This window comes from Rhodococcus sp. DN22 (assembly GCF_036669995.1).
Lineage (GTDB): Bacteria > Actinomycetota > Actinomycetes > Mycobacteriales > Mycobacteriaceae > Rhodococcus_F > Rhodococcus_F erythropolis.
In genome coordinates this window covers 21,340-45,790 of sequence record NZ_CP133329.1, presented here as the reverse complement: position 1 = coordinate 45,790, position 24,451 = coordinate 21,340, and the positions used below count along the sequence as shown (strand labels likewise).

Sequence of the window (24,451 nt, the reverse complement as noted above, 5' to 3'; positions counted from 1 at the left end):
GCGCGAGATGTGTCGCCGTGATCGGACTCTGTCTGCGCGGAACCCGCAGCGCCAAGGGAATTCTCATGAGTGCTCGTCGGAGGGGTTGAATTCGGGGCGTCACTCATTCGGTCACCTCGAAGAACCCCATCCAGCCCAGATCGGCGAATTCAGTCTTGTGGGCGTGGAACATGTACTTGCCCGGGTGGGGAAAGCGCAGTTCGCATATTCCACGTTGGCCCTGGGCCTGGACGATCGTGTCGGTGAATTCGCTGGGTTCGAGCCGTGTCCCGGTCGGGTAGTAGTCGAAGAAGTTTCCGTGGATGTGGAAGCTGTTGATCGGGTCGTATTCGAGGATGTTGACCAGATAGATGCGAACCAACTCGCCTCGTTTCACCTGTACAGGTTCGTGCATGTAGTGAAAAGGGATGCCGTTGACGGCGTAGAGCTGATTTCCTTGTCCGTCGAAGGTGGTGTTGTAACCGTGCATCACCATCACCATTTCGTCGGCCGCTGGACGGCCCTGAGCGGGATCGACGATGAATGTGCCGTACATTCCGCGGGCAATGTGCTCGGCGAGCGGACTGACGTGGCAGTGATAAAGATGCAATCCGAAAGGGGTGGCATCGAATTCGTAAGTGAATGACTCTCCTGGCTCGATGATGCCCCGGCCCACCCCGGGAATTCCGTCCATTTCAGCGGGATGGATTCCGTGAAAGTGCATCGTGTGGGGGTGCGCGGAACCGTTGACGAACTTCACTCGGAGCCGGTCTCCCTCACTGCACCTCAATGCGGGACCCGGAATGCGGGAGTTGAAGGTCCACGCGGGATAATAGACTCCCGGTGCTACCTCGATCTCCTCGTCCGCTGCAAAGATCTCCCACTCGCGTAACGTTCGGCCGTCAGACGATACGGAAGTCGTCCCGTAGTCGAAGTCACGCAGCATTGCGGTGGGATGAAATCCGTTGGCGAGGTGGTTCACCTGCCGACCGGCCCGAAAGGTCGCACCGCTCGTGCCGCCGTGACGGACTCCGCCGTCTCCGTCAGGTGCGGCGGCACCCGGGTTGGTGTCTCCGGGATGCTCGGTAGGCGATGCGCCCGCCACTCTTCCTGCGTTCATCATGAGTCCGGCTGATCCGGCGAGCGCCCCGCCGATCAACAATTGGCGCCGCGAGGGTGCGCTCATGGCCACCCGACCGAAGCATCGACATTCTTAACAGTCAAGAGAGTCACACCTCAAAGTTTGTCATGCCAAACTTTATTTTCATAGTCCCCAAACTATCCGAACTGATTTGACCGAAGCCAGGCGGACCTCGCGAATTTTCGACGAGTGGGGGCGTCGTGGTTTCGCCACCTCGAACCGCAGAAGTTCGAAGAGATGGGCTGCTGCCCCGCCGACAGCGCTCCGGCTCCCTCCTCGCGCGAGTCAGGTCACACGGATTGCGGGCGCTGAATCTCGGGTTCGGACCCGCACGAGGATTCGACCAGCAGCGACACGACGACCAGGATGAATCCACAGGTGAGGTAGGTATCGGCAAGATTGAAGGTGGGCCACCAGCCGGTGTGGAAGTAGTCGGTGACCTTCCCGTCGAGGGCTCGGTCGACCACATTGGAGGCAGCTCCGGCGACAATCAGAGCGAAACCGATCACGGCCACCCCACGACTTTGCGGGACACTCCGCCAGGCGTATACGGCGATTCCAATGGTGGCGAGAGCGGTAAAGGCGATGATGACGGCACTTGGCAGCTGATTACCCAGGCTGAAGGCGACACCACTGTTGTATGCCAGTCTCAATCTGACGACGCCCAGATCTATCTCGTTGGACCCGGAAAGGTGCTTCCGTGCAACGGGTTCAACCGCCAGAGCTATGCCTGCCGAAATAAGCGCTGTTGTTACGAAGAGTGCTCGTCTCATGCGATATGTGGTTTGTTGTTCGTGTTCCGGGGCAAGTGCCTCGCTGGCGCTCACCACGGAAGCTCCTGGCAACGCCCGTCGCCCGCAGCAGGTTCCACTTGCAGGGTCGCGTGCACGAGATCGAACTGCTTGGCCAACAGATCCTGGGCCACAGCAAGAACCTTGGTCGGATCGGACTCGTCATCGATCGTCAGATGAGCCGACGCAACCTCCATGCCCGATGTCAGCGTCCAGATGTGAAGGTCGTGGGCGTCCTTGACTCCGGCGATCCCCTGCAAGGCTTGCGTCACCTCGGTGATGCTCACGCCCGCGGGGGCATGCTGGAGCAGGATTCGCAGAGCATGGCGCCCGAGATTGTATGCACGCGGTAGGACGAACAAGCCGATCGCAACGCCGATTACCGGGTCTGCGTATCGCCAGCCGAAGATCAGTGTGACCAGTCCGCTGATCAGGACTCCGACGGATCCGAGCATGTCCGCCATGACTTCGAGATACGCGCCGCGAACATTGATGCTTTCCTTTGCTCCGCTGCGAAGCAGCAAAAATGCCGCGATGTTCATTACGAGGCCGACGACAGCGACAATGCTCACAGGGAGCCCCGGAACCTCAGGTGGATCGGAAAGTCGACCGGCTGCTTCGTAGAGAACCCATCCGGCGACACCGAACAGGAGTAGAGCGTTGAACAAGGCTGCGAACACTTCTGCCCGATACATACCGAACGTGCGATCAGGGCGCGATCGTGCCCTTTGAGCAAGCAAGATGGCTGTCAAAGCCATGAGGATGCCGAACACATCGGTGAAGACGTGTGCGGAGTCGGAGAGCAGGGCGAGCGATGACGTGGACAAGCCCACGATGACTTGCGTGACGAACGTGACCAGGCCGAGTCCGACGGCTATCCACAGTTTGCTGACATGTTTACCGGATGCACTCGCAGCCTGTTCTGCAACACCGTGCCCATGACCGTGACCCATCTCGATTTGCCCTTCTCTGTCGTCGACCACATGGTCGCATTGTCATATGCGCATATCTGATGATTGGAGGGCTTCAGTAAACCCCGACTGAAACCCCCTTGCAACTATCGGTCATAGTATTTTGGTCCGGAGCGCCGATCGCGCGGGCGAGATCCACACCCCGAGAGGCCCCACCCGCAATGATCGAAACCGAACCGGATGACACTCGCGCCGATATTCTTGTCATCGGACGACCCACGCGGAAAGTGTTGGGATGGGGTGTCGTAGCCGCGATCACTGCAGCGGTGTTGGCTAGGGCGTCAACATCCGAAGCGCTGCGATTGCTCGGACTTCCTGATCCAGGTCCCCTGACCACTTACGGACTCCCCGCAGTGATGGCGTTCGGCGAGGTTGCCGCCGTGATTACCGTAGGCAGTCTGCTTTTGGCTGCCGTTCTCGTTCCGCCTCAAGCTTCAGGTGTACTCGATGTCGACGGATATCTGGCGCTACGAACCGCAAGCGTCGCCGCCGCTATCTGGGCGGTATGCGCGGCGCTTCTCGTTCCACTCACCCTCTCGGACAGTTCAGGCCAACCTCTCTCCGTCGTGTTCGCCGATCCAGGGCTGTTCGCTCGCGCGATTGCGGACATCGATGTCACCACTGCATGGGCATGGACCGCAGGACTCGCACTCGTGCTCGCGATTGCGTGTCGTCTGACCCTGCGATATTCGTGGACACCGTTACTCCTCGCATTCGCTTTGTTCAGCCTGCTCCCCAGGGCACTGTCGGGTCACTCCTCCTCGGGAGGATCCCACGACATCGCCACGAACAGTTTGGTTCTGCATATCCTTGCGGCGTCGATCTGGATGGGAGGAATAGCGGCTCTCGTGCTGCATGCCCGCAGAAAGGGGAGCTATCTCGACTTCGCCGCGCGCCGCTTCTCGGCCGTGGCACTCATGGCGTTCGTCGTCATAGCGATCAGCGGTGTGGTCAACGCTGCCGTGCGGGTGCCGCTCACCGAGGTGTGGAGTAGCACCTACGGTGTCTTGATTCTTGCCAAAGTCGCCGCCTTGGTCCTCACGGGACTGGCGGGTTGGCGCCAACGGAAAGTCGCGATCGCCGAACTGACGAAGGACCCCGGCGACGGTCGCACCTTCATTCGTCTGGCAGTGGTGGAGTCGGTCGTTCTCGCAGTAACCGTCGGTATCGCCGTCGCGCTGGGCCGCACGCCGCCCCCGGCGCCCATGGAACGACAGGATCCGAGCAGAGTCGAGGAGGTACTCGGGTATGCGCTCGATGGCGTACCGACTGCGGGCCGCTTGCTCGTCGACTGGCGATTCGATCTCATTTTCGGAACTCTCGCCGTGGTGTTGGCTGCGTGCTACTTCGTCGGCGTTTTTCGCCTCCGGCAGCAGGGCGTGCAGTGGTCGACGTGCCGATCGGTCAGCTGGGCTCTGGGGTGCCTCGTGTTGCTTGTCGCAACATCGTCGGGAGTGGGTAGATATGCACCCGCAGTGATGAGTGTGCATATGGCCGCAACGTCCGCCGTGGCGGTCCTTGCTCCACTCTGTCTGGTCCTGGGCGCCCCGTTCACGCTGTTTAGGCTCTCCGTTCGACGATCGTCCGGAGATGCGCCCGGGCTGAGGGAATGGGCGCAAAGCGTGTACAGAGGCTCCTGGTTCCGATTCGTGTCCCAGCCCTATGTGATTGCTGTGATTTTCGCCGGAGCCCTGCCTCTCCTTTACCTGGGGGGGATGTACAGCGCTGTCGCCGGCTCGCACGTCCCCCATCTGGTGATCAATGGCACCCTGCTGATCTGCGGTTTCATGTTCTTCTGGGTCATGGTCGGCGTCGATCCCTTGCCGAGACGAGCAAGCCCCGCAATCAGAACGGTCCTTCTTCTGGCGGCGTTCTTCGCCTATGCGTGCCTCGCAGCAGCCTTGATTGCCACTGACGCGGTGATTGCCGATTGGTACTTCACATCGTTGCAGCGAGGTTGGCTAGAGGACCTCGCACGAGATCAGCGCCTCGGTGCCGGACTGATACTCGCTGTCGGAGTAATTCCCCTGGCAATTGCTACAGGGATCCTTGTCATCAGGCGCTGTGCGGGTCGAGAGACCGACTCTCAGCAAGTCAGGAGGGAAAAGTGAGTACTCGCAGTGAGGCTTTTCATCGAGAGTGTGATCTCTTGTCAACGCCCGATGAAAAACTATGCGAAATAGTAGTACGCTGACTGGGACCGTCACCATTCTGTGACCTTCCGCGACGCAAGGAATGCGATCTTGGCCCGACACCGCAAGCCCGACACCGACGATCTCGACTGCACGCTTCGGGAAAGTTACCTTTTCGGCACTCTCCACAGTGGTCACAACCTGGAGGGCGACTCGATCCGGATCTCCACCACGTCAGCAGTCGACGTTGAATCCGGCGTTGGAAGCGTTCACTCGCGACGAGGCGGCGCTCATCGCCGACAGTCCCGCAGTCGTCCTGGTGGGCGGGCCTTGGTTCTCTCTGTTGCCACCGGCGCTTTGCTCGCCGCCGGAACATCCGCTTCACATGCCTCGGCAGGGAGCGTCAGTGCTCCTGTCGAGCTCGACCAGCAACCGCTGGCACCTCTCGTCGAGCAGGCACTGGCTTCGGCTCCGGAAATTCTTCAGGTCCCCAAAGTGGCCGACCTGGGGAAGTTGGCCGAACAGCTGGCTCGAGGCACCGAACGCGACGCCGAGCGCGCTTCGAGAGAGGAGGCTGCGCGCCAGCCGCTGACGATGGCTCCAGTGAGCGGAACATTGACCTCGAACTACGGACCGCGGTGGGGGTCGACTCACTACGGGTTGGACATTGCCAATGAGATTGGTACGCCTATCGTGTCCGTGACCGACGGTACGGTACTCGAGTCCGGACCTGCGTCGGGTTTCGGACTGTGGGTCCGTATCCTGCAGGATGACGGGACAATCGGGGTCTTCGGACACATCAACGAGACTCTGGTAACCGCGGGTCAAAAGGTGCGTGCCGGAGAATTGATTGCGACGGTAGGAAACAGAGGACAATCAACAGGGCCACATCTGCATTACGAGGTGTGGCAGGCAGACGGCCAGAAGGTCGATCCCATGGCATGGTTGGACGCGCGCGGGGTACAGATCCAGCCTCCGGCCATCAGTGACTGACGCAATCGACGATTTTCGAAGGGGGAAGGAAGATGAAGAGGCTCGGCGGGCTCGAATCCGAAGTGATGGATCTCCTGTGGGATGCAGACGAGCCGCAGTCTGTGCGGGATCTGGTCGACCGCTTCGAGGGCGGCGCCCCGAAGGCATACACCACGATCTTGACCGTCGTGACGCACCTTCACGAAAAAGGTTGGGTGCAGAGGGAAAAACGAAGCCGCGCGTACATCTATTCGCCATCGCGTAGCCGCGATGAAGCTGCCTCGCTGGCCATGCGCGAATTACTCGACAACAGCAATGACTCTGTTTCAGCGCTTCTGCACTTCGCGCAAAACGTCTCCGATGACGAATACGAGGCACTGCGGCGAGCACTGGATCACGGCAAGGTTCGGTAGATGACTCTCGCTGCAGTCCTCTTTCTCGGGGCGGTGCTCATCGGAGCGTTCATGCCCAAGGTTTTGCGGCGTTTCGAATCGACCACTCTGGCTCCTGCAGCGATTCTCGCGGCATGGATCGGCAGCATCGCAGGTCTGGGGTTCTTTGCCGTATCGGCAGTAGCGATCCTTCTGTGGCCGAGCCATGCGCCGGCCGAAGGACTCTCCGAGGCCCTTGTGCGATGCTTCACTGCCTTCCAACACGCGATGGCCCCCTGGATCGGGGAAGCGCTCGCTGTCGGCGGAGTTGCGGTTACCGCGCTCATCGCCGCTCGCAGCTTGTTCTTGGCTCATCGGCAACATAAGGGCCGAGCGAAGGTCCGCGACTACCACCGTGATGTCGTATCGATCATCGCCCGCGCAGATCCGGCATCGGATGATGTTCTCTGGCTTGATCATCCGATGCCGATGGCCTACAGTGTCGCGGGACGGCCAGGGTTCGTCGTAGCGACCAAAGGTCTTTCCGATTGCTTGACCGCATCCGAGCGTGAAGCGGTGATCGCACACGAGCGGGCACACTTGCGAGGTCACCATCACCGAATCATCAGTGTGTGCGAAGTCTTCGCGAAGGCGCTGCCGTTGATCCCGCTGTTCAAAGCGGCTCCTGTTGCGGTGCGGCGGCTGGTCGAGCTAGCTGCCGACGATCGGGCCGCACAGGCCACCAGCCCCGATGCCGTCAGGTCGGCGTTGCGCGTGGTGGCGACGTCGCCGCTACCTCAGCCGGTGTGGACCCTCGGACTCGGTGACGACGAGATCTCGGTGCGCTTGGTCAGGCTGCAAGCGGATTCCCGGATTCGCGGCACCAAACTGGTCTGTATCTCTGCAGCGGTGCTCCCGATGATCGTTCCCGTCATCGCCGCGTTGACCACCATGGTCGTTTTTTCGGCGTCCGCTCATGCCCTCGTGACCTGACGGCAGTCGGAAAGGGTGGCCGAGGCGCCACCCCAACCCAAAAACTATGCAACGTAGTATTTGGGTTATGCTTCTGGCGCACACTCTATTTGCGTCTCGACAGGAAGCGGGCTGACTATGACCGCAATTGCATCACCCCCTATCCCCGCCCGGCCGTACCCCGCGCGTAGAGCGCCGAAGGGATCGGTGCTGCGGAACCTTGTGACGACGACCGATCACAAGACACTCGGCCTGATGTATTTGGTGACTTCGTTCGCGTTCTTCCTCATCGGCGGACTCATGGCGTTGATCATGCGTAGTGAACTGGCGATTCCGGGCATGCAATTCCTGTCGAACGAGCAGTACAACCAACTCTTCACCATGCACGGCACGATCATGCTCCTGCTGTACGCGACGCCGGTGGTGTTCGGATTCGCCAATTTCGTTCTCCCCCTACAGATCGGTGCGCCGGACGTCGCCTTCCCGCGACTGAACGCTTTCAGCTACTGGCTCTACCTTTTCGGCGCCCTCATCGCTACAGGCGGGTTCGTCACCCCCGGCGGTGCCGCAGATTTCGGCTGGACGGCCTACACACCTCTGAGTTCGGCGGTCAGCTCACCCGGAGTCGGTGCGGATCTCTGGATTGTAGGACTTCTCGTCTCCGGTCTCGGCACGATTCTCGGCGCGGTCAACATGATCACCACCATTGTCTGCTTACGCGCTCCCGGCATGACGATGTTCCGCATGCCGATCTTCACGTGGAACATCTTCATCACCTCCGTCTTGATTCTGTTGGCCTTCCCGCTGTTGACCGCCGCACTCTTCGCACTGCTTTACGACCGTCGCCTCGGAGGCAACATATTCGACCCCGCGAATGGCGGAGTCCTGCTGTGGCAGCACCTGTTCTGGTTCTTCGGCCACCCCGAGGTGTACATCATCGCGCTGCCGTTCTTCGGCATCGTCTCGGAAATCTTCCCGGTCTTCAGCCGCAAACCGATCTTCGGCTACAGCGGCCTGGTGTACGCAACGCTGGGTATCGCGGCGCTGTCGATCGCAGTGTGGGCTCACCACATGTACGCAACCGGCGCTGTTCTCCTGCCGTACTTCTCGTTCATGACGTTCCTGATCGCCGTGCCGACAGGTGTGAAGATCTTCAACTGGATCGGCACGATGTGGAAGGGACACTTGACGTTCGAGTCACCGATGCTGTTCTCTCTCGGATTCTTGATCACCTTCCTCTTCGGTGGTCTGTCCGGTGTACTTTTGGCCAGCCCTCCGTTGGATTTTCAGGTCACGGATACTTACTTCGTGGTCGCCCACTTCCACTACGTGGTCTTCGGTACGGTCGTGTTCGCCACGTACGCCGGTATCTACTTCTGGTTCCCGAAGATGACCGGTCGCATGATGGACGAGCGCCTCGGCAAGTGGCACTTCTGGACCACGTTCGTCGGCTTTCACATGACGTTCCTCGTCCAGCACTGGCTCGGTGCCGAAGGTATGCCGCGTCGTTACGCCGATTACCTGCCCGCGGACGGGTTCACCACACTCAATACAGTCTCGACCATCGGGTCCTTCATTCTCGGAGCATCCACCCTCCCGTTCATCTGGAACGTCTTCAAAAGCTACCGATTCGGCGAAGTTGTCACTGTCGACGATCCGTGGGGATACGGAAACTCGCTGGAATGGGCAACGACCTGCCCACCGCCGCGCCACAACTTCACCGAGTTGCCGCGCATCCGCAGCGAACGCCCTGCTTTCGAATTGCATTACCCGCACATGGTTGCTCGGATGCGGGCAGAAGCGCACGTCGGGGCCGGTCATCGGCCGGAGACGAGTTCATCGGAATCGGAGCAGGTACTTACCGCTTCCACGTCCGATGGTGACGAGAAGAAGTAGTTCGGCGACGAAGACCGATGGGAAAGTCAATGTCAACACGAACAATGCCGGTGGTCATCGTCCCGGCAACCGATGCTGCTGCTGCCGCACTCGCGGACTGGTTGATTCGAGACGTACTGCCGGCCGCTCTCGACGGCGGTGTGGCGAACCATGCTGGTGCCCGGTTGCGAGCGTTGCCGCCGGTATCTCGTCGCCACATCCGGCACCCTCGCAAACTTCGGGTTCACACCCGTCGAGTCAGCGAAGCAATCGCGGCAATCGAGAATCATCTCCAGGCCGTAGCGGGTTCGGTTGACGCAGAGCGGATCTTCACGCGTTCCGCCACTGTCCTTCCAGACCCCGTGCTGAATGCCTCAGCCAGTATCAGTGGCGCGGTGATGGATATCGGGAGTTCCGCGGCGGCGTTGGCGAATCGTGCCCTCCTTCTCGTTCCGGCGACAATCGAGTCGTCGGAAGCGGCGCTCTCGACCCGATCGAGGGTGACCGAATCCTATTACGCTCTCCTTGCGCGGCTGTGGCACAAAGATTTTGACGCGAGTATCGTCATTCCTCCGCAGATCGAACCCTGAGCGCTCCTCGCTTCGGTGTGCTGTCACGAGGGGGGCACACCGAAGTGAGATTGTTCGCGATCTCGACGCCGATTCTCAGTCGTACGGCGCGGCGACCAACGAGCAATCAGTGCGGCACGGCAAAGAGAGCAGCTACTTCTTCGGAGGAATTGCTCTCTTTGCTGCAAGCGCAGCCTTCTGAATCTGGCTGGTCAGTTTTCCGCCCGTCCTGGCTTCGGCAGAAGCGGCAGTTTTGTCGATTGCATTTTCGATCTTGTCTGCGTTCTTCGAGGCAGCCTCCTTGCCTTTGTCGACTAACGCTTTCGCTGCACCCATGAGTTTCATGGTCGTCTCCTTGGTCTGGCCTCAATCGCCGATGGTCGAGAAGATTGCGGATCTAAAAACTAAGATCCATAGTAGTTGCGTTAAGGGGTGACTGCTCGCGCAACTACCGAGGTCGACGGCGTCGGCGGATTCTCGTGAGACTCTCAGACCAGCGTCGACCAGTAGGTCCAGAATGCGTTGAGAATCATGCTCGCGACGGACAAGACCCAAATAGTAGGCACGAGCGTGTGATTCTTGGTGCCGACGGTCACGATTCTCGTCACGGTTCGAGAGGAGGCTGAGCGGCTACGGGTGCACAGGTGCAAAGTGGCGTACCACAGGGCTGTCATTGTCACCACCCACACGAGCATGCAGTACGGACACAGTGCCTGGATTCTGTACAGGCTTTGGAATATCAGCCAGTGAACCAGCACCGCGCCGGCGAACAATCCGATGACGATACAGCGCCAATACCATTGAGGCAGTGCGTTTGTTGCGACGAGGGTCACGATTCCCGTGGTCAGCAAGACGGTGAACCCGACTATGCCGAGGATCGAGTTCGGGAAACCGAAGATCGACGCCTGGGGAGAACTCATCACCGATCCACAGCTGAGGACGGGGTTGATGCTGCAGGACGGGCGGTATGAGGGATCCACGAGAAGCTGAATCTTCTCAATGGTCAGAATCAGAGACGCCGCCAACCCGAGAGCGCCAGTAGTAACGAGAATCCATCCGGTCACAGAGGCAGAGCACACTTTCGGATGCGCGCCGACAGATGAAGACGCTCCGGCATCAATCTGGGTGCCGTGTGAACCCGTCGATGTCATTGGGACAGTGCTGCGTCGATGCGAGCGGTGAGATCGTCGTACGTCGGCATCGACGGCAACTGGACGCCGTTGAGGAACAGTGTGGGCGTGCCCTGCACTCCCAGGTCGATTCCTTCGTTGAAATCCTGTTCGACACGTTCGGCGACCGCCGGGTCGTTCACATCCGCGTCGAAGGCTGCCATGTCGAGTCCCAGATCCTGTGCGAATGAACGAAATACTGCTTCTTGGGACTCGGACGACTCGCCCCACTGGGTCTGCGTGTCATACATCCGCTGGTACATCTCGACGAACTTCCCTTGCCGGGACGACGCTTCGACCACTCGCGCCGCGAGTCCACTGTTCGTGTGACTGGGAATGGGAAAGTACCGTACACCGAACGTGATGCGGTCAGCGTACTCAGCACGTATCCGCTCCATCGTCGGATACATGGCCAGGCATGCCTCGCACTCGAAGTCGAGGAATTCGACCAGAACGACGTCGTTGTCCGGCGCAGTGGACAGCAGGTGTGTGTCGTCGCGAAGAACCGACGCGCCCGAAGCCCCGGCGTTGGTGGTCTCCGTCGCGCTGCGGTTGCCGAGCAACAGTGCGCCGAGGACGACAGCGAAGACAGCTACCAGGGCTATCGAGAATTTCGCGTTGGTGGTCAACTTCATGGATCCGCCTACCTGATCGGAGTTCGTCGATGCGTGCAACCTCCCGGCCACCACACAGCCCTGAATACTATGCAACATAGTAGTCGGAGGTATTGTCTCAGCGAAGTGCGGTGTGCATCGATCGCCGGACTCCGCACCTCGATGGTGTGAGCCGAGTAGGAGGAACAGATTTTGAGGCGTGCAATGGTTGTGCTGCTGGTGGCTGCGGGGTGTGCGCTCATAAGCGCAGGCACCGCGCAAGCACACAGTGCACTGGTCGGATCGACTCCATCCGCCGACGCAGTTCTCGACACTGCGCCGAGTTCGGTGGAATTGGTTTTCAATCAGGAGATTCAGACGAGTTTCGCGAACGTGACCGTCAGTGCGGCCGACGGGACGCAGGTCGGAGCCGGGGAGCCGTCGGTGCAGGGAGAGCGCGTTTCTCTCGTGACGACCGGTCAGATGTCGTCTGGCACTTACACCGTTGGTTACCGGGTGATCTCTGAGGACGGACACCCGATCACGGGGTCGTACTCCTTCACCTTGAACGCGGCGACGAACAATGCGGCGCCGCTTCCCGGAGGTGCAACACCTCCGGCAACTGTTGCGCCGTCGGCGGCGACCGCCGATGCCGACTCCGACGACGGATCCCCACTGTTGTTGCCGATTCTCGGTGGCGCAGTGGCAATCCTGTTCGTGATCGGGATGGTCATCGTTCTCCGCGGAGACAAGCGCTCGAAGCGCTGAGATTTTACAACACAGTACGAGCGGGGAGGGACAACGTAGGTGATGGACTGGATACGTTTACCCGAGGCCGTGCCTTCGTTCGGAGCAATGGTGGGGTGGGCGCCGCAGCCGCTCCCGGTCCTACCACTGATCGGAGTCCTACTGGCAGCGTGGTACTGCTGGGGTGTCTACCGGGTGACGGCTTCCGGTCGGGTGTGGCCGTGGACGAGGACGGCGAGCTTCCTCTTCGGCTGTATATTGCTGATCCTGGTCACGGGGCTCGCCGTCGAGGGCTACGGGTACGAACTCTTCAGTATCTGGATGTTCCAGCATTTGACCTTGTCGATGGCGATTCCACCACTGCTGGTTCTCGGCAGTCCAGGTCTGCTTCTGCTGCGCTCCACGCCTCATGCAGGTTGGGGAATTCCGATCCTCAAGCTTGCATTGACGGCACTCAGAAGCCGGACGGCGAAGATTCTGCTACACCCCGGCGTCACGATTCCGCTGTTCCTGTTCAGCTACTACGGCATTTACCTCTCTCCGGTGTTCGACCTGGTGGCGTCGTCCTGGGTCGGTCACACGGGCCTGGAGGTCTTCTTCCTGGCCACTGGAGTGTTGTTCATCGTTCCGGTGCTCTCATCGGGGCCGTTGCCCGTCAAGCAAAGCAACCTGGGGCGATGTTTCGACCTGTTCGTCGAAATGCCTCTCCATGTTTTCATCGGCGTGATCCTGATGATGGCAACCTCGCCGCTTCTGAGTACCTTCACCAATCCGCCGGCGTCCTGGAACGTCGATCTGATGGCCGATCAACAAATGGCGGGGGCTTTGGCATGGTCGTACGGAGAACCGGTCGCGTTGATCATCATGGTGGTTTTCGCGATGAGGTGGAATCGCGACGAGACCCACACCAACGCCGCCGTCGACAAAAAGGCCGCCAGGGACGGTGACGTCGATCTCGAGGCATACAACGAGTTCCTCAAAACCCTCCCACGTCGATGAATTTCGCAGAATTCGGTAACCCCCGGTTCAGCAGATGCGACGGCGGGTGAGAAGAGTGTCAGTTCATCGGAATCGGTTGGGCGCCTCGCATTGCGAGCAGTTCTCGCAATGCGGTCGATTCGGCTTGCTGTGTGGCGGCGATCTGTCGCGCAAGATTTGTCACGACGGGGAGATCGGCATTGTCGGCGGCGTATTGGGCCATCGGAATTCCCCCTTGATGGTGGCGCAACAGCAATTGCAGATAGCGAATTTCGAATGCCGGCCCTGTCAGCGCGCGTAGTTCCGCGAGTTCGGCAGGAGAAGCCATGCCGGGCATCACAGCTGACGAATTTGTGCCGGAATCATTTTGTCCGGTGCTCATGCCGGGCATCGAGTGATTCATCGCCGAGGTAGTCGAGGGCATCCACTCCATGTATTCGCCCGTGCCCCGGGCTGGTCGATCCCAGAGGGACAACCACCCCTGCATCATTCCTATCTGACTTTGCTGAGTAGTGACGACGTCGTAGGCGAGCGTACGGATGGCAGGGTCGGCTGTGTTCATCAGTGCGAGGGATGACATCTCGACCGCTTGCCCGTGGTGAACGGACATGTCCTGCGCGAAGCCGACCTCTACTGCGCCGACGGCTGGGGCGCTCTGCGAGGTGTTTTCGATTCGTCCCTTTGCCCACAGTCCGATGACGATTCCGACCAACAGGGCGATGACAACACCGAGAACCAACGCTGTGGGCCTCGTGTCACGGCGATTGCCCGATGAATCGGACATCGACTCGGTCTCAATGGGTACCGGAGCGTGTTCAACCATTGCGGCGTTCTCCCGTGATCGCGGGCGTCGGTGTGGCCGTTGCCCCGGGGAGACCAGTTGCTGACTGCTCCGATGCTGCGGGAATCGCATCAGGGCCTGGCGGAGATGCGTCGAAGGGGGAAGGAGCCTTCGGGTCGAATCCGCCGGGGACGGTTGCACAGCTGGCCCCGACCTCCGGATGGGTGTTCGGGTTCTGTTTGAGGGAGGTGACGAACTTTGCGATACGGGGGTCGTCGACGCTGTCGACTTTGAGTTGGTGCCCCCACGATTGAATCGAAACAGGTGAATCGATGCCGGGGAACGGTGACATCAGAGAATACGGTTCACCATCTACTTGGGAGGCAAGGGCATCGACGTCGGACGAGTTCAAGGAGTCAGGATCGTAGGACACCCAAACCGCGCCGTGCTCGAGTGAATGCACCGCATTCTCTGTGCGAATCGGCTCCGGGTAGACGATGCCTGTGCACGTTGCCCAGTACTGATCATGCGCTCCGCCCAAAGGCGGAGTTTGATCGTATGCCACACGCTGAGGCGCTTGGATATGATTGGCGGCAGCATATTCGATTTCGGTCACCCCCTCGATCGACTTCGACGGGTCCGGGTTGTCCGCGCTCGGAGCGTATTTTTGCGCTTCGGTTCTCTCGATGGCCTTGGGCACCATGTTGTAGGCGATGACCGAGACCAGGCCGGCGATAATCAGGACTGCGATCGATATCGACCACGGAAAACTTCGGCCACCGGGCACCCCACCGCCGCGGGGGCGGGGTGTGTTCTTCTTGCGGTTCTTCGACATTGGTGGACTCGTTCCCTTGCGCGCTGGCACCGACACTGAATTACTATCAATCATAGTAATTCATGGTTTCGTTCTTCTGCCGAGACAGAAGCGGTACGCGCCCCCGAAGAGATGCGGCAGCGAGAGAAAGGACGATCACCGCCAGGGCGATCTCGGGAACCGCGCCCAGACGTGTTGCCGGTGTGAGATCGGAACGCAGGGCGATCTCGTCGGTCAATGCTTGTGCTGTGAAGATCTCACTCTGTTGGCGTACCTCTCCCGTCGGCGTGATGATCGCACTGACACCGCTGGTTGCTGCGATCAGCACACTGCGGCCGTGTTCGACCGCCCGCACCCGCGACATGGCCAGCTGCTGAAAGGTCATCTCGGTCCGGCCGAAGGTCGCGTTGTTGGTGGGAACCGCGATGACGGTGGCTCCTGCCTTGACGGACTCGGTCACCAGATCGTCGAAGGCCACCTCGTAACACGTGGCAACAGCTACCTGAATTCCGTTGAGGTCGACGACGCCGTTCCCGTTCCCGGCAACGAAATTGCCCGCAGAATCGGCATATGACGACACCGCACTAACGATCGATCGGAGCGGCAGGTACTCCCCGAAGGGCACAAGCTGCCGCTTGATGTGTTGCTGCCCAGGGCCGTCCGTCGGATCCCAGACCATGGCACTGTTGATCGATGTTCCTGGCTCGCCCTGCAGGACCGTACCGACCAGGATCGGGGCGCCGATAGAACGGGCTGCTCGGTCCAGTCGATCCGCCGCATCCCGATTCGTCAAAGGATCTATATCCGAAGCGTTTTCGGGCCAGATGACAAGTCGTGGCCGGGCTGCTCGGCCCGCTGTGACCTCAGCTGCGAGTTGTTCGGTGCGGGCAACATGATTGTCGAGCACCGCTCGGCGTTGGGCGTTGAAATCGAGGCCGAGTCGCGGCACGTTGCCCTGAACGACGGTCGCAGTGACGACCTCGTCAGGGGCGGCACCGGGAGAACCGGTCACCAATGCACTCACAAAGATGAGGACGATGCAAGCGCCACCTTTCGCCAATGCTTGCCATCGAACATTCAAGGGCCCAGCCAGTGACCAGGCGATGAGTGTTCCGATCAGTGCAGTCACGAAGGAAAGACCTGGCGCCCCCGCGATCGAAGCCAACGGCAGCAGCGGGCCGTCTGCCTGCCCGAAGGCCAAACGCCCCCACGGGAAACCGCCGAACGGAACTCGGCTACGAAGTGCTTCTGCGGTGACCCATGCACCCGCAATCCACACCGGGGAAAGCGGAGCGTGGCCGACGGCCACCGCCAGTACGCCGAACACTCCGAACGCGAGCGCTTCAATCGCCGCCAACGCCAACCAAGGCGTTGCACCCACGTACGCTCCGACCCATGGCAGCAAGGGAACGAAGAATCCCAGTCCCGCGGCATAGCCGAATCCGAAACCCGCACGGAGACTGCGCCCCTGGAGAACGACGGTCAGCAGGGCGATGGCTACAGGGGCGAGAAACCACAGCGTGCGCGGCGGAAAGCTGAGAAACAGCAGCCACCCAGCGCCCACCGAAAGAGCGAGACGCAAAGCGATCCCACCGTGGTGCCGTTTGGGGCGACCACTCTTCAGGCATGCATCTAATTCACTGTCGGCAGTGATCGCACGGTCGACCGAAAGGACCCTCACAGGCCCGCTCTCGTAGAAGGAGAACTGCGCTGGTCAGTCAACAATTTCTCACAGAGATCGTCGAATTCGCCGCCCCAGCCGGCATGATCGGTCCGCGCGAGTCCACCGAGTTCGAGATCAGCCTGCTCCGGTCCCGTCCCCGGGCGTAGGCGGATCCACACTCGCCGCCTCCTGATCACGAGCGAGATCAGAAGTCCGAGCATCATCGTGATCGCAAAGACGAGAACCCACTGTTGCGCAGGGTCGTACGACACCTGCAGATTGGCGAATTCCTTGGCGCCGTCGAACCGAACCTGTGTTCCATCGGTGAGAGTCCGCGTCTCTCCAGGGCGGAGGTTCACACGATCTTGTTTGACCAGCCTTCCTTGGTTGATCATTTCCTTGTTCAACGAGAAGATCGATTGCGGGATGCCGGTGTCCAGACCCGTATCGCCCTTGTAGATGTCGATCGCGACCGCAGGGTCACGCGCATCGGGAAACGACGAAGTCAGAAGCGTCCCGCTGAAGGAAGCGGTCGGCGCGAAGAGTCCCTCGATGGCGATCTGATTCTTCCGGCGCTCGTCCGGATTCGGAAACGATCCACCTGGCGGATCGAACCGCAACGCCCCACTGCTCAGGAACGTGACCGCATCGTCCGGTTGAAACTGCATCGTCTCGGTACGGGACTGTCCGTCGGGAAAAGTGACGGTGAACTGCGGCGCGTACCCATGGCCGGTCAGATAAACACGGGCACCGTCGGTACGCAGCGGTTCGTTGACCCGAAGACGATAGTCTTTCCAGGTATTGGTCGCGATATCCTGCCCGCTCTGATACGAAATGTTGGAGGTGAACATTTCGGCCTGACCGGTATCGAGATAATCTGCGGAAAAGTCGTTGACCTTGATGCAAAAGGGCGCGAGACCCGTGCCGTCAGTAGCACTTCCCGCGCGGAACGAGTCGTACACGGCAGGTGACGTATTACAGAAACCGGGGCCGCCGTCGGCAATGACGATCACCGAACCCTCGTACCCCACCAACTTGCCGATCGCGACGGTGACGAGCAACCCGATCAGCGAGAAGTGGAACACCAGATTCCCGGCCTCACGCAGATACCCCTTCTCCGCGGAAACCGCTACCTCGGAATCCTTTTCGGACCTGACCGCTACCCGCCAGCCCTTGAGCGACTGCCGCACTCTGGTGAGGGCCTCGTCATGCGAGATGTCAACTACGCCGCGAAAATGGTGAGGCAACCTGGACAGATTTCGAGGCGCTCGCACAGGTTGGCTCCGAAGCGCGCCGAGATGCGCCTGCAAGCGTGGAACCAGACAGCCGATGAGAGAGAGAAACAGCAGGACATAGATCGCAGTGAACCAGAAGCTGGAAAAGACGTCGAACAACTCCAGCTTGTCGAATAGCGGGCCGAGGGTTGGCTGCGCCGCGATGTACTGGGAAACTTTCTGTACGTTGAGATTTCGCTGAGGCAACATAGCACCGGGAAGTGCTGCGAGCGCCAAGAGGAACAGGAGCACGAGCGCGGTACTCATCGACGTCAACCTGCGCCAATTCTGGCGCAGTAGCCGAACGCTTTCTCGGATCATCAGTCTCGGGAGGCGACGGATGCGACCTCCCGCGGTGGCGCTATCTGTCATATCGGCAACACGACCGAACTGACGAATTCGTTGCGCAACCAGCCGACGAACATGCCCCACACGCCGGTGACCAGTGCGAGCCCGACAGCGACGAGCATTATTCCGCCGACGATCTGAATCGTCCGTGAATGGCGTTTGAGCCACCCGACGCCGCGGAGCGCCTTCGCCGACCCGAACGCCAGCACGATAAACGGAAGTCCCAATCCCAGACAGTAGGCGACGATCAGTATCACCCCTCGCGCTGCTGTCGTGCCTTCAGTTCCGGCCGCAACCGAAATAACCCCAGCGAGGGTGGGGCCGAGACACGGTGTCCAACCCAACGCGAACACGCCCCCCAACAAGGGAGCGCCGGCAAGGGATGAGATACGCCGCGGGGCGAACCGTGCGTCTTTCTGCAAGGCAGGAATCAAGCCGATGAACGTCAACCCCATCACGATGGTGATCACACCACCCACCCGTTGGAGCAGGTCTTCGTTGATACGAAGGGTGCCGATCACCCCGAACACCGACGCGGTGGCGAGAACGAACACCACGGTGAATCCGGCAACGAACATCGTTGCCGCGCCGGTAACCCGCCATCTGCCTGCAGGTTCCGAGGTCTCGTCGCCACGGGTCACCGCTGGAGAATCAGCTCCGGAAATGCCGGCCAGATACGACAGATATCCGGGAACGAGCGGCACCACACACGGCGATGCGAACGACACCAGACCGGCCAGAATGCACGCTGCTACGGCGAGCAGTAACGGGCCGCTCGCGGCGGCTGTCTGGAAGCTGGACCCGACACCTTGGGCGAGTTCGTTCACCGCTCGGCCGCCACACGCTCGATGACCGGTTGCAGATCCTCGGTGAGAAGTGCGCGAAGAAACACAGCGGCGACGCGCTGTCTGCGATCCAACACCAAGGTGGAGGGAATCACGCTTGTCGGATAGTTTCCGCCGAGCGCTGTCAAAGTTCTCATCGACGGGTCGTAGATCGAGGGGTAGCTCACGCTGTTGTCGACGACGAAGTCCTGGGCCTTGTCTCGTTGAGGATCCCGAACATTGATCCCGAGAAACTGAACACCGAGACTTTCGGTTGCTTCGTACGCGCGCTCGAGATCGTCGGCCTCGGACCGGCACGGGGCGCACCATTGCCCCCACAGATTGATCACGACGACCTGACCGGCGTAATCAGTGAGTGAAATATCGCTACCGTCGGCCATGAGGTCAGGTCCGGCCAATACACCGATCATGTTTCGCGATTCGGGCGGGTCGTACAAGATATCGGTTTGTCCTCCCGGTGACACGAAATCGAAATTCGCACCCGAAGCGACTGCATCGGTGCCGGTTGCACATCCACTCGCGGCGACGACGATCGCAGTGAGAATAGCGACCAGTGGGAGGATGCGGGTCGGTTTTCCGAGTACGCGTTGTCTCGATTTGCGAGGGAGTGCGGGGGCATTCATTTCATCAACTCACTTACAGCGGAGCGTATTTGTGTCAATGGCCACGAAGTTCTCCCCGTAGGCGGCCAGTAGTTCTCCCCGCTGGTGGCCACGGGTTCTCCCCGGTGGCGGCCAGTTGTTTTTCCCCACCCGCTTTCTGATTTGGGTTAGCTGAAGGGCTTCACCCCCTTGCCGGTGGTGGCTTCGGTGAGGCGGAAGGAGTCGCCGTCGGTGACGACGACGTGCGCATGGTGCAGGAGCCGGTCAACGGTGGCGGTGGCCAATGTTTTGGGCATGATCTCGTCGAAGCCGGAGGGGTGCAGGTTGCTCGAGACGGCAATCGCTCGGCGTTCGTAGGCAGCGTCGACGAGGCGATAGAATCCTTCGGCGGCGTCTTCAGAGACCGGGAGCAGACCGATGTCGTCGACGATGATCAGGTCGGAGCGGATGATCCTCGTCAGGGCTCGGGCGATGGAGTCGTCGGCACGGTGCCGGCGGACCAGGGCACCGAGGTCTTCGATGGTGAACCAAGACACCGCCAGCCCAGCTTCGACTGCGGCCTGCCCGAGTGCCTCGGTGAAGTGAGACTTGCCAGTTCCCGAAGGCCCACAGACGCAGAAACATTCACGCCGCCCGACCCACTCCAGGGTGCGGAGCGCGTCCTGGGTGGCGCGGGGAATCGACGATTTCGTTTCGTCCCAGTCGCCGAAGGTCTTGCCGGTAGGGAAACCCGCGCGTTTGCGGCGAGTGTGCAGGTTCGCCCGGTCCCGGCCGGCGGCTTCCTCAGCGAGGAGAACCCGCACGACTTCGGCGGGGTCCCAGCGTTGGGCTTTCGCGGTCGGGATGATATCGCTCAAGGACCTGCGGATATGGGGCAGTTTCAGGCGTTTAGTCAGGTCGATCGCCTCGGCCAACGGGTCGCCGTTAGCGCTGGTAACAGTGCGCAAAGGGGTGCTCATCAGGCGTCATCGCTTTCATCGTCAGTAGTGGCTGGGCTGGCCGGCGCTGGTGTCTGGCCGAAGGTGGACCAGGCGGCGGTGCCCGGTTGCAGAGTGTGGTTCTCGCTGCGACGGACCGGATCAGCGTGTTCGTGGGTGACTTGGTAGTCGAGGATCGAGATCAGGTCCCGATCGGCGAACCGGCCGGTCATCGCCGCCGTCCCCAACGCTCTGTCGACTGCGTCCGGGGAGTGCAGCTTCGAAAGGTCCACGGCCTCGGCCATCTTCGCCCTGATGCGGCGCGCTCCCGCGGCGGCAGCCTCGACCAGCCAGCTGTTGGCACCCTGGCCCAACTGTAGGAAGGCGAGCTCGGCGGCGGTACGAGGCTTGGGCACCCGGTCGGCGGCGTCGCGGTCTGGGCGGGGTGGGTAGTGGTCGTTGTCGAGGACCGGTGAACCGGGTTGGCCGCGGCGGTGCCGCGCGACTTCGACTGCACCGCCATCATTGTCGACGGCGGTCACGATCAGCTCCTCACCATGGAAGCGGGCCCAGACCCGAGTGTCGATCAACGTGTGCGGCACCGAATACCGCACCCCTTCCACCGAGATCGTCGACTCCCAGTTCACCCGCCGGGTAGTGCCGAACACCGCGGTGAACGGAGATTTCGGCAGCGGATGCAGCCGCTGCAACTCTTCGGCCAGCCGCTCGACCGGCCGCCGCCGAGTAGAGCTGTGGACGCGGGTGTTGACGTCGGTGCAGAACTGCCGGCAAGCCGACTCGAGCTCACCGAAAGAGTGATACTGCTCGCGCAGGTTCACCTCCTTCGGCAACAGGTCGGCTTTGGCGATCCGCACCGTCGCCTCACTTCCTCCCTTCGACTCCGGATCAGCAGGTAAACACGTCCGCAGCGTCGTGCCGTAATGCCGTGCCACCTCCACGATCTCCGGATTGCGGACCGCGATCCCGGCCACGTGATCGATCGTCGCGGTCTTCTCGTTGTCGGTGAGGACATAGACCGGAACCCCGCCCAAGCGGCGGAATGTCGCATCCAAACACGCCGCCACCGTCGGCAATGTCTTGTCCCAGATCGGGATCACCACCCGAAATCGCGACCACGCCAACCATGCGCAGAACAACGTCGTCTTCCGGCCGGAAATCGTTGGCCCGTCACCGAAGTCGTACTGTAACCACAGCCCAGGTTCGGTTACCCACGGCCGATACACTCGCCGCCGACCAGCCCGAAACTGGGCCTTCGCCTCCGCGACCGTCCGGCGCGTGGTCCGCTCACCGCCGGTGAACCCCAGCGCGACGATCCGTTCGTGGATGACATCCGCGCGGACCTTGCCCTGCGAGCGGACCACCAACTCCTCGATCTTCGGCAGAAAGTCGTCGATCGCCCGCGCTCGATGCCGCCGGCGGTCCGGCGGCTGCCCCGCAGCGCGCATCTGCACATACCGGGCCACCGTGTGGTGATCACACCCAGCCAGCTCCGCCGCCGCCCGATAACTACCCGTGAGGTCGTACGCCTCCAAAATTTCCATGATCTCCCTGCTCGATTTCATCCACCCAGCGTTGCCGGGACCGAATCTGACTCACAGCAGGTGGGGAACTATCTGGCCGTACGCGGGGAGAAACCATGGCCACAAAATGCGCCATAAATGGCCGCCAGTGGGGAGCTTACGATGGCCGTCGACATATTTGGTCAGTGTTTTCGAAAACCATGGGGGTTGTAATCTGTTCGACGGACCCGTCTTGTTGGACGAGAAAGCTCAGCGGCAGAACTGGCGGCGCCGATAGCGCAATTCCGATGTCGTCGACCGCAGCGAACGAGGGATAGTGCACGCCTGCAGCGGTGAGAAGCGCTAGTGCTGTGGACATGTCGTCCTGGACGTTGATCCCGACTACTCGGATGGAGCCCGGAGTACCTGCATAGTCATTCAGGACCGGGATTTCCGATCGGCACGGCCCGCACCACGAGGCCCAGAGGTTGATCAGGGTCGGCTCCCCGGACAGCGCTGCACCGAGGTCGACCACAGTATTCTCGCCAAGACACGTCGCTTTGATTCCCAGGAGTTCTCCTCCAGCGGGCGGTACTGCCGGGGCCACAGGACAGGGAACCGCTGCTGCCGCGGACTTCGAGGAAAACCCCGAGTCGACGCGATCTTCATCTGCCTGGGCGGCCGGAGGCACTTGAGGCCGGGTCGAGGAATGGGTCTCGGTTGACGTTGATCGAGGCCAGATCGCCACGACGAGAAGACCGATCACAACCAGGAAGAGCAGGAACCACCGAGACTGTGCCTGCATGCACTTCCTCCAAGCGTGGTGCGGTGAACCGGGACAACACTGAACTACTATTGTGCATAGTAGACATATGGTTCGTTCTGTCGCCCCCGCCAACCAGAGGCGGGATCCGAACCCGAGAATCGAGCATCGTGAAACGCCAGTCCGCTCCGAAGGGCCGTATCAATCCACCAGTCAGCCCAGAAATTGCGGCACTGGGTGCCCATCAAGCACCGCAGACGCGCGTGGCGCGGATCAACCGTGTAGCACGGTCAAAGCTCGTGCGTCTGGTGATGTACTACACCGCGGTTCGACTCGCCCTGATCGCCGGCCTCGCAGTGATCATCATGGGAATCAACGCCATACTCGAACTCGAAATCCCCGGTGTGTTAGCACTGTTCGGGGCGGTGCTGCTCGGATTCGCCATCTCTGCGATCGCGTTCCGGTCATTGCGCCGCCGGATCAATGAAGAAGTGATGGTCGTAGATGAAAAACGGCGTGCAATGCGCACCCGGTGAAGGGTTCCCTCCGGTTAGGTGCGCGTGAAAGCTCCAGTAACGAAAATGCCCAGCATCGGTGCCACAACCTGTCTTTTTTGGACGTATGACCGCTCAAAGCTGCCTTCCTGGGTGATGCCGAGGGCGCGCGATCATGCATTGATTGGCATTGGGATGAAGATGTCAGGTGACGGGATCAGGTGCGGAGTCGGCGGTATCCGTGGTGGTCTCGAGTTTCGGAATCGGTACAAGCTGCGGGATCAGGCGGACGAGACTCGAGCAGGCGCAGTACGGAGGACCGTTGAGTCAGCTCGCCCTTGTGAGGAACCCCGGGGCTGCTGCTGGAGACGACCCTGTTGGGACCACCGGTGGGTGGCCGATACTTTCACTCATCGCCCTCTACATCAGCTGTGGGCGCAGCCATACCGAACGCACCCCTCAGTGCAGCAACGGTAGGAGCGCCACCGACCTCGCCCGTGGAATCTCGATAGAGCCTGCATGACACGTTGGGGACCTGGTCCGGTTCGGCAAACGGATCGCGGCCGTCGACGAGCAACGTCGGCGATCCGGTCATGCCCGCAAGCCTTGCGGATCGAGGATCGTCGACGATTACGTGGCGCAGTTCCCAATCGATGGACTCCTCCGCGAGAACGTGCTCGATCCGTTGTTCGAGGAGCTGCACGTTCGGGCAGTCCGGGACTTGCAAAATTTCAAGGTGCATCATGGTGTTCCTCCGTCGGCGTGTGGTTTCGAGTATGCGGCAGTGCAGGACAGCTCGCGGTAAACGAAACCCAGGACTGGTAGGTCTGCATTTTCTCGGCAAGATCGTCAGGTATCGGCATCGGTGTCATAAGACCGGCACGAGTTCGTTCGGTGTTGCCCTCCGGATAGCGGCCCAGTGCGGATCCCGGGGCGGCGACGACGATGATGCGAAGAACCTGCCCGACGGCTTCGCGGCAGTCACGCTGATGTAAGGCCAGGGGAGCATGGCGAGGTGGTTTGTGTGGCCATGGACAGGGCTGGGAGAGGACATGTGTGCGTTCGAGGTGATGCCAACGCTGGGTGTCATCGCTGGTGCGGCCGGCTGCGGTCCTCTTTGCGGGCCGAAACGCGACGGCGCTGTGTCGGTCGTGCAAGCGATGCGCTTCG

General features: G+C 60.8%; 25 protein-coding genes and 1 pseudogene. 9 read left to right on the top strand and 17 right to left on the bottom strand.

Annotated features, from left to right (window positions below; translation table 11 throughout):
* Nucleotides 1–103 precede the first annotated feature (103 nt).
* The 3 genes from RA302_RS33055 to RA302_RS33045 form a co-directional block, all read right to left on the bottom strand.
* Nucleotides 104–1,165 (bottom strand): multicopper oxidase domain-containing protein, encoded by a 1,062-nt coding sequence (locus RA302_RS33055; protein ID WP_011133438.1) that lies wholly within the window; start codon nucleotides 1,163–1,165, stop codon nucleotides 104–106.
* A 245-nt stretch (nucleotides 1,166–1,410) separates the two neighbouring features.
* Nucleotides 1,411–1,893, bottom strand: a complete 483-nt coding sequence (gene lspA / locus RA302_RS33050; protein WP_051721011.1) for a signal peptidase II — start codon at nucleotides 1,891–1,893, stop codon at nucleotides 1,411–1,413.
* A gap of 50 nt (nucleotides 1,894–1,943) precedes the next feature.
* Nucleotides 1,944–2,864, bottom strand: coding sequence for a cation diffusion facilitator family transporter (locus RA302_RS33045; protein WP_030538018.1), 921 nt, complete (start codon nucleotides 2,862–2,864; stop codon nucleotides 1,944–1,946).
* Nucleotides 2,865–3,043: 179 nt separating this feature from the next.
* On the opposite strand from RA302_RS33045, the gene RA302_RS33040 reads away from it, so the two are divergent.
* From RA302_RS33040 to RA302_RS33015, 6 genes are all read left to right on the top strand, one after another.
* Nucleotides 3,044–4,993, top strand: a complete 1,950-nt coding sequence (locus tag RA302_RS33040) for a bifunctional copper resistance protein CopD/cytochrome c oxidase assembly protein (protein WP_051721010.1) — start codon at nucleotides 3,044–3,046, stop codon at nucleotides 4,991–4,993.
* Between the two features lie 132 nt (nucleotides 4,994–5,125).
* Nucleotides 5,126–6,007 (top strand): M23 family metallopeptidase, encoded by an 882-nt coding sequence (locus tag RA302_RS33035; protein ID WP_225320456.1) that lies wholly within the window; start codon nucleotides 5,126–5,128, stop codon nucleotides 6,005–6,007.
* Nucleotides 6,008–6,039: 32 nt separating this feature from the next.
* On the top strand, nucleotides 6,040–6,399 hold the full coding sequence (locus RA302_RS33030) for a BlaI/MecI/CopY family transcriptional regulator (RefSeq protein WP_011133443.1): 360 nt from the start codon (nucleotides 6,040–6,042) through the stop codon (nucleotides 6,397–6,399).
* On the top strand, nucleotides 6,400–7,350 hold the full coding sequence (locus RA302_RS33025; RefSeq protein ID WP_011133444.1) for a M56 family metallopeptidase: 951 nt from the start codon (nucleotides 6,400–6,402) through the stop codon (nucleotides 7,348–7,350).
* Between the two features lie 117 nt (nucleotides 7,351–7,467).
* Nucleotides 7,468–9,225, top strand: coding sequence for a cytochrome c oxidase subunit I (ctaD, locus tag RA302_RS33020; RefSeq protein WP_011133445.1), 1,758 nt, complete (start codon nucleotides 7,468–7,470; stop codon nucleotides 9,223–9,225).
* Nucleotides 9,226–9,254: 29 nt separating this feature from the next.
* Nucleotides 9,255–9,794, top strand: coding sequence for a hypothetical protein (locus RA302_RS33015; RefSeq protein WP_011133446.1), 540 nt, complete (start codon nucleotides 9,255–9,257; stop codon nucleotides 9,792–9,794).
* 132 nt (nucleotides 9,795–9,926) lie between these two features.
* Here the strand turns inward: RA302_RS33015 and RA302_RS33010 are convergent, their stop codons facing one another.
* The 3 genes from RA302_RS33010 to RA302_RS33000 all read right to left on the bottom strand — a co-directional run bounded on the left by RA302_RS33010 (nucleotide 9,927) and on the right by RA302_RS33000 (nucleotide 11,577).
* Nucleotides 9,927–10,118 carry an antitoxin gene (locus RA302_RS33010; protein WP_030538021.1) on the bottom strand — a complete coding sequence of 64 codons (192 nt, stop codon included), beginning with the start codon at nucleotides 10,116–10,118 and terminating at the stop codon, nucleotides 9,927–9,929.
* A 143-nt stretch (nucleotides 10,119–10,261) separates the two neighbouring features.
* A complete protein-coding gene (locus RA302_RS33005; RefSeq protein ID WP_030538022.1) occupies nucleotides 10,262–10,924 on the bottom strand; it encodes a vitamin K epoxide reductase family protein in 663 nt (220 codons plus the stop codon).
* Entirely contained in the window at nucleotides 10,921–11,577 is a 657-nt protein-coding gene (locus tag RA302_RS33000) for a thioredoxin domain-containing protein (protein WP_030538023.1), read from the bottom strand. Before RA302_RS33000 ends, RA302_RS33005 begins: the two co-directional genes overlap by 4 nt.
* 183 nt (nucleotides 11,578–11,760) lie before the next feature.
* On the opposite strand from RA302_RS33000, the gene RA302_RS32995 reads away from it, so the two are divergent.
* Together RA302_RS32995 and RA302_RS32990 are read left to right on the top strand one after the other, a co-directional pair.
* Nucleotides 11,761–12,303, top strand: a complete 543-nt coding sequence (locus RA302_RS32995) for a copper resistance CopC family protein (protein ID WP_225320455.1) — start codon at nucleotides 11,761–11,763, stop codon at nucleotides 12,301–12,303.
* A gap of 42 nt (nucleotides 12,304–12,345) precedes the next feature.
* Nucleotides 12,346–13,281, top strand: a complete 936-nt coding sequence (locus RA302_RS32990) for a cytochrome c oxidase assembly protein (RefSeq protein ID WP_030538024.1) — start codon at nucleotides 12,346–12,348, stop codon at nucleotides 13,279–13,281.
* Between the two features lie 58 nt (nucleotides 13,282–13,339).
* Here the strand turns inward: RA302_RS32990 and RA302_RS32985 are convergent, their stop codons facing one another.
* The 9 genes from RA302_RS32985 to RA302_RS32945 form a co-directional block, all read right to left on the bottom strand.
* Complete coding sequence (locus RA302_RS32985; RefSeq protein ID WP_095996212.1) at nucleotides 13,340–14,044, bottom strand: DUF305 domain-containing protein; 705 nt, start codon at nucleotides 14,042–14,044, stop codon at nucleotides 13,340–13,342.
* Nucleotides 14,045–14,075: 31 nt separating this feature from the next.
* Nucleotides 14,076–14,876: a DUF3105 domain-containing protein gene (locus tag RA302_RS32980; RefSeq protein WP_011133455.1), complete on the bottom strand. Its 801-nt coding sequence runs from the start codon at nucleotides 14,874–14,876 to the stop codon at nucleotides 14,076–14,078.
* Between the two features lie 46 nt (nucleotides 14,877–14,922).
* Nucleotides 14,923–16,536, bottom strand: coding sequence for an apolipoprotein N-acyltransferase (gene lnt, locus RA302_RS32975; protein ID WP_338481265.1), 1,614 nt, complete (start codon nucleotides 16,534–16,536; stop codon nucleotides 14,923–14,925).
* On the bottom strand, nucleotides 16,533–18,113 hold the full coding sequence (locus RA302_RS32970; protein WP_155277976.1) for a cytochrome c biogenesis protein ResB: 1,581 nt from the start codon (nucleotides 18,111–18,113) through the stop codon (nucleotides 16,533–16,535). The genes lnt and RA302_RS32970 overlap by 4 nt, the downstream gene beginning before the upstream one ends.
* Before the next feature lie 47 nt (nucleotides 18,114–18,160).
* Nucleotides 18,161–18,967 (bottom strand): cytochrome c biogenesis CcdA family protein, encoded by an 807-nt coding sequence (locus tag RA302_RS32965; RefSeq protein WP_011133458.1) that lies wholly within the window; start codon nucleotides 18,965–18,967, stop codon nucleotides 18,161–18,163.
* A complete protein-coding gene (locus tag RA302_RS32960; protein ID WP_011133459.1) occupies nucleotides 18,964–19,608 on the bottom strand; it encodes a TlpA disulfide reductase family protein in 645 nt (214 codons plus the stop codon). The genes RA302_RS32965 and RA302_RS32960 overlap by 4 nt, the downstream gene beginning before the upstream one ends.
* Before the next feature lie 146 nt (nucleotides 19,609–19,754).
* On the bottom strand, nucleotides 19,755–20,546 hold the full coding sequence (gene istB, locus RA302_RS32955; RefSeq protein ID WP_003944771.1) for an IS21-like element IS1415 family helper ATPase IstB: 792 nt from the start codon (nucleotides 20,544–20,546) through the stop codon (nucleotides 19,755–19,757).
* A complete protein-coding gene (gene istA / locus RA302_RS32950; RefSeq protein ID WP_030538069.1) occupies nucleotides 20,546–22,087 on the bottom strand; it encodes an IS21-like element IS1415 family transposase in 1,542 nt (513 codons plus the stop codon). Before istA ends, istB begins: the two co-directional genes overlap by 1 nt.
* 115 nt (nucleotides 22,088–22,202) lie before the next feature.
* On the bottom strand, nucleotides 22,203–22,829 hold the full coding sequence (locus RA302_RS32945; protein WP_030538068.1) for a TlpA disulfide reductase family protein: 627 nt from the start codon (nucleotides 22,827–22,829) through the stop codon (nucleotides 22,203–22,205).
* 128 nt (nucleotides 22,830–22,957) lie between these two features.
* Here RA302_RS32945 and RA302_RS32940 point away from each other — a divergent pair, with 128 nt between their 5' ends.
* A complete protein-coding gene (locus tag RA302_RS32940) occupies nucleotides 22,958–23,323 on the top strand; it encodes a DUF4229 domain-containing protein (RefSeq protein ID WP_019747393.1) in 366 nt (121 codons plus the stop codon).
* Between the two features lie 364 nt (nucleotides 23,324–23,687).
* Here RA302_RS32940 and RA302_RS32935 read toward each other — a convergent pair whose 3' ends face one another.
* Together RA302_RS32935 and RA302_RS32930 are read right to left on the bottom strand one after the other, a co-directional pair.
* Nucleotides 23,688–24,026 (bottom strand): hypothetical protein, encoded by a 339-nt coding sequence (locus RA302_RS32935; protein ID WP_003944633.1) that lies wholly within the window; start codon nucleotides 24,024–24,026, stop codon nucleotides 23,688–23,690.
* 94 nt (nucleotides 24,027–24,120) lie between these two features.
* Nucleotides 24,121–24,438 (bottom strand): annotated as a pseudogene (locus RA302_RS32930) (DUF3703 domain-containing protein); the annotation flags it as partial.
* Nucleotides 24,439–24,451 lie beyond the last annotated feature (13 nt).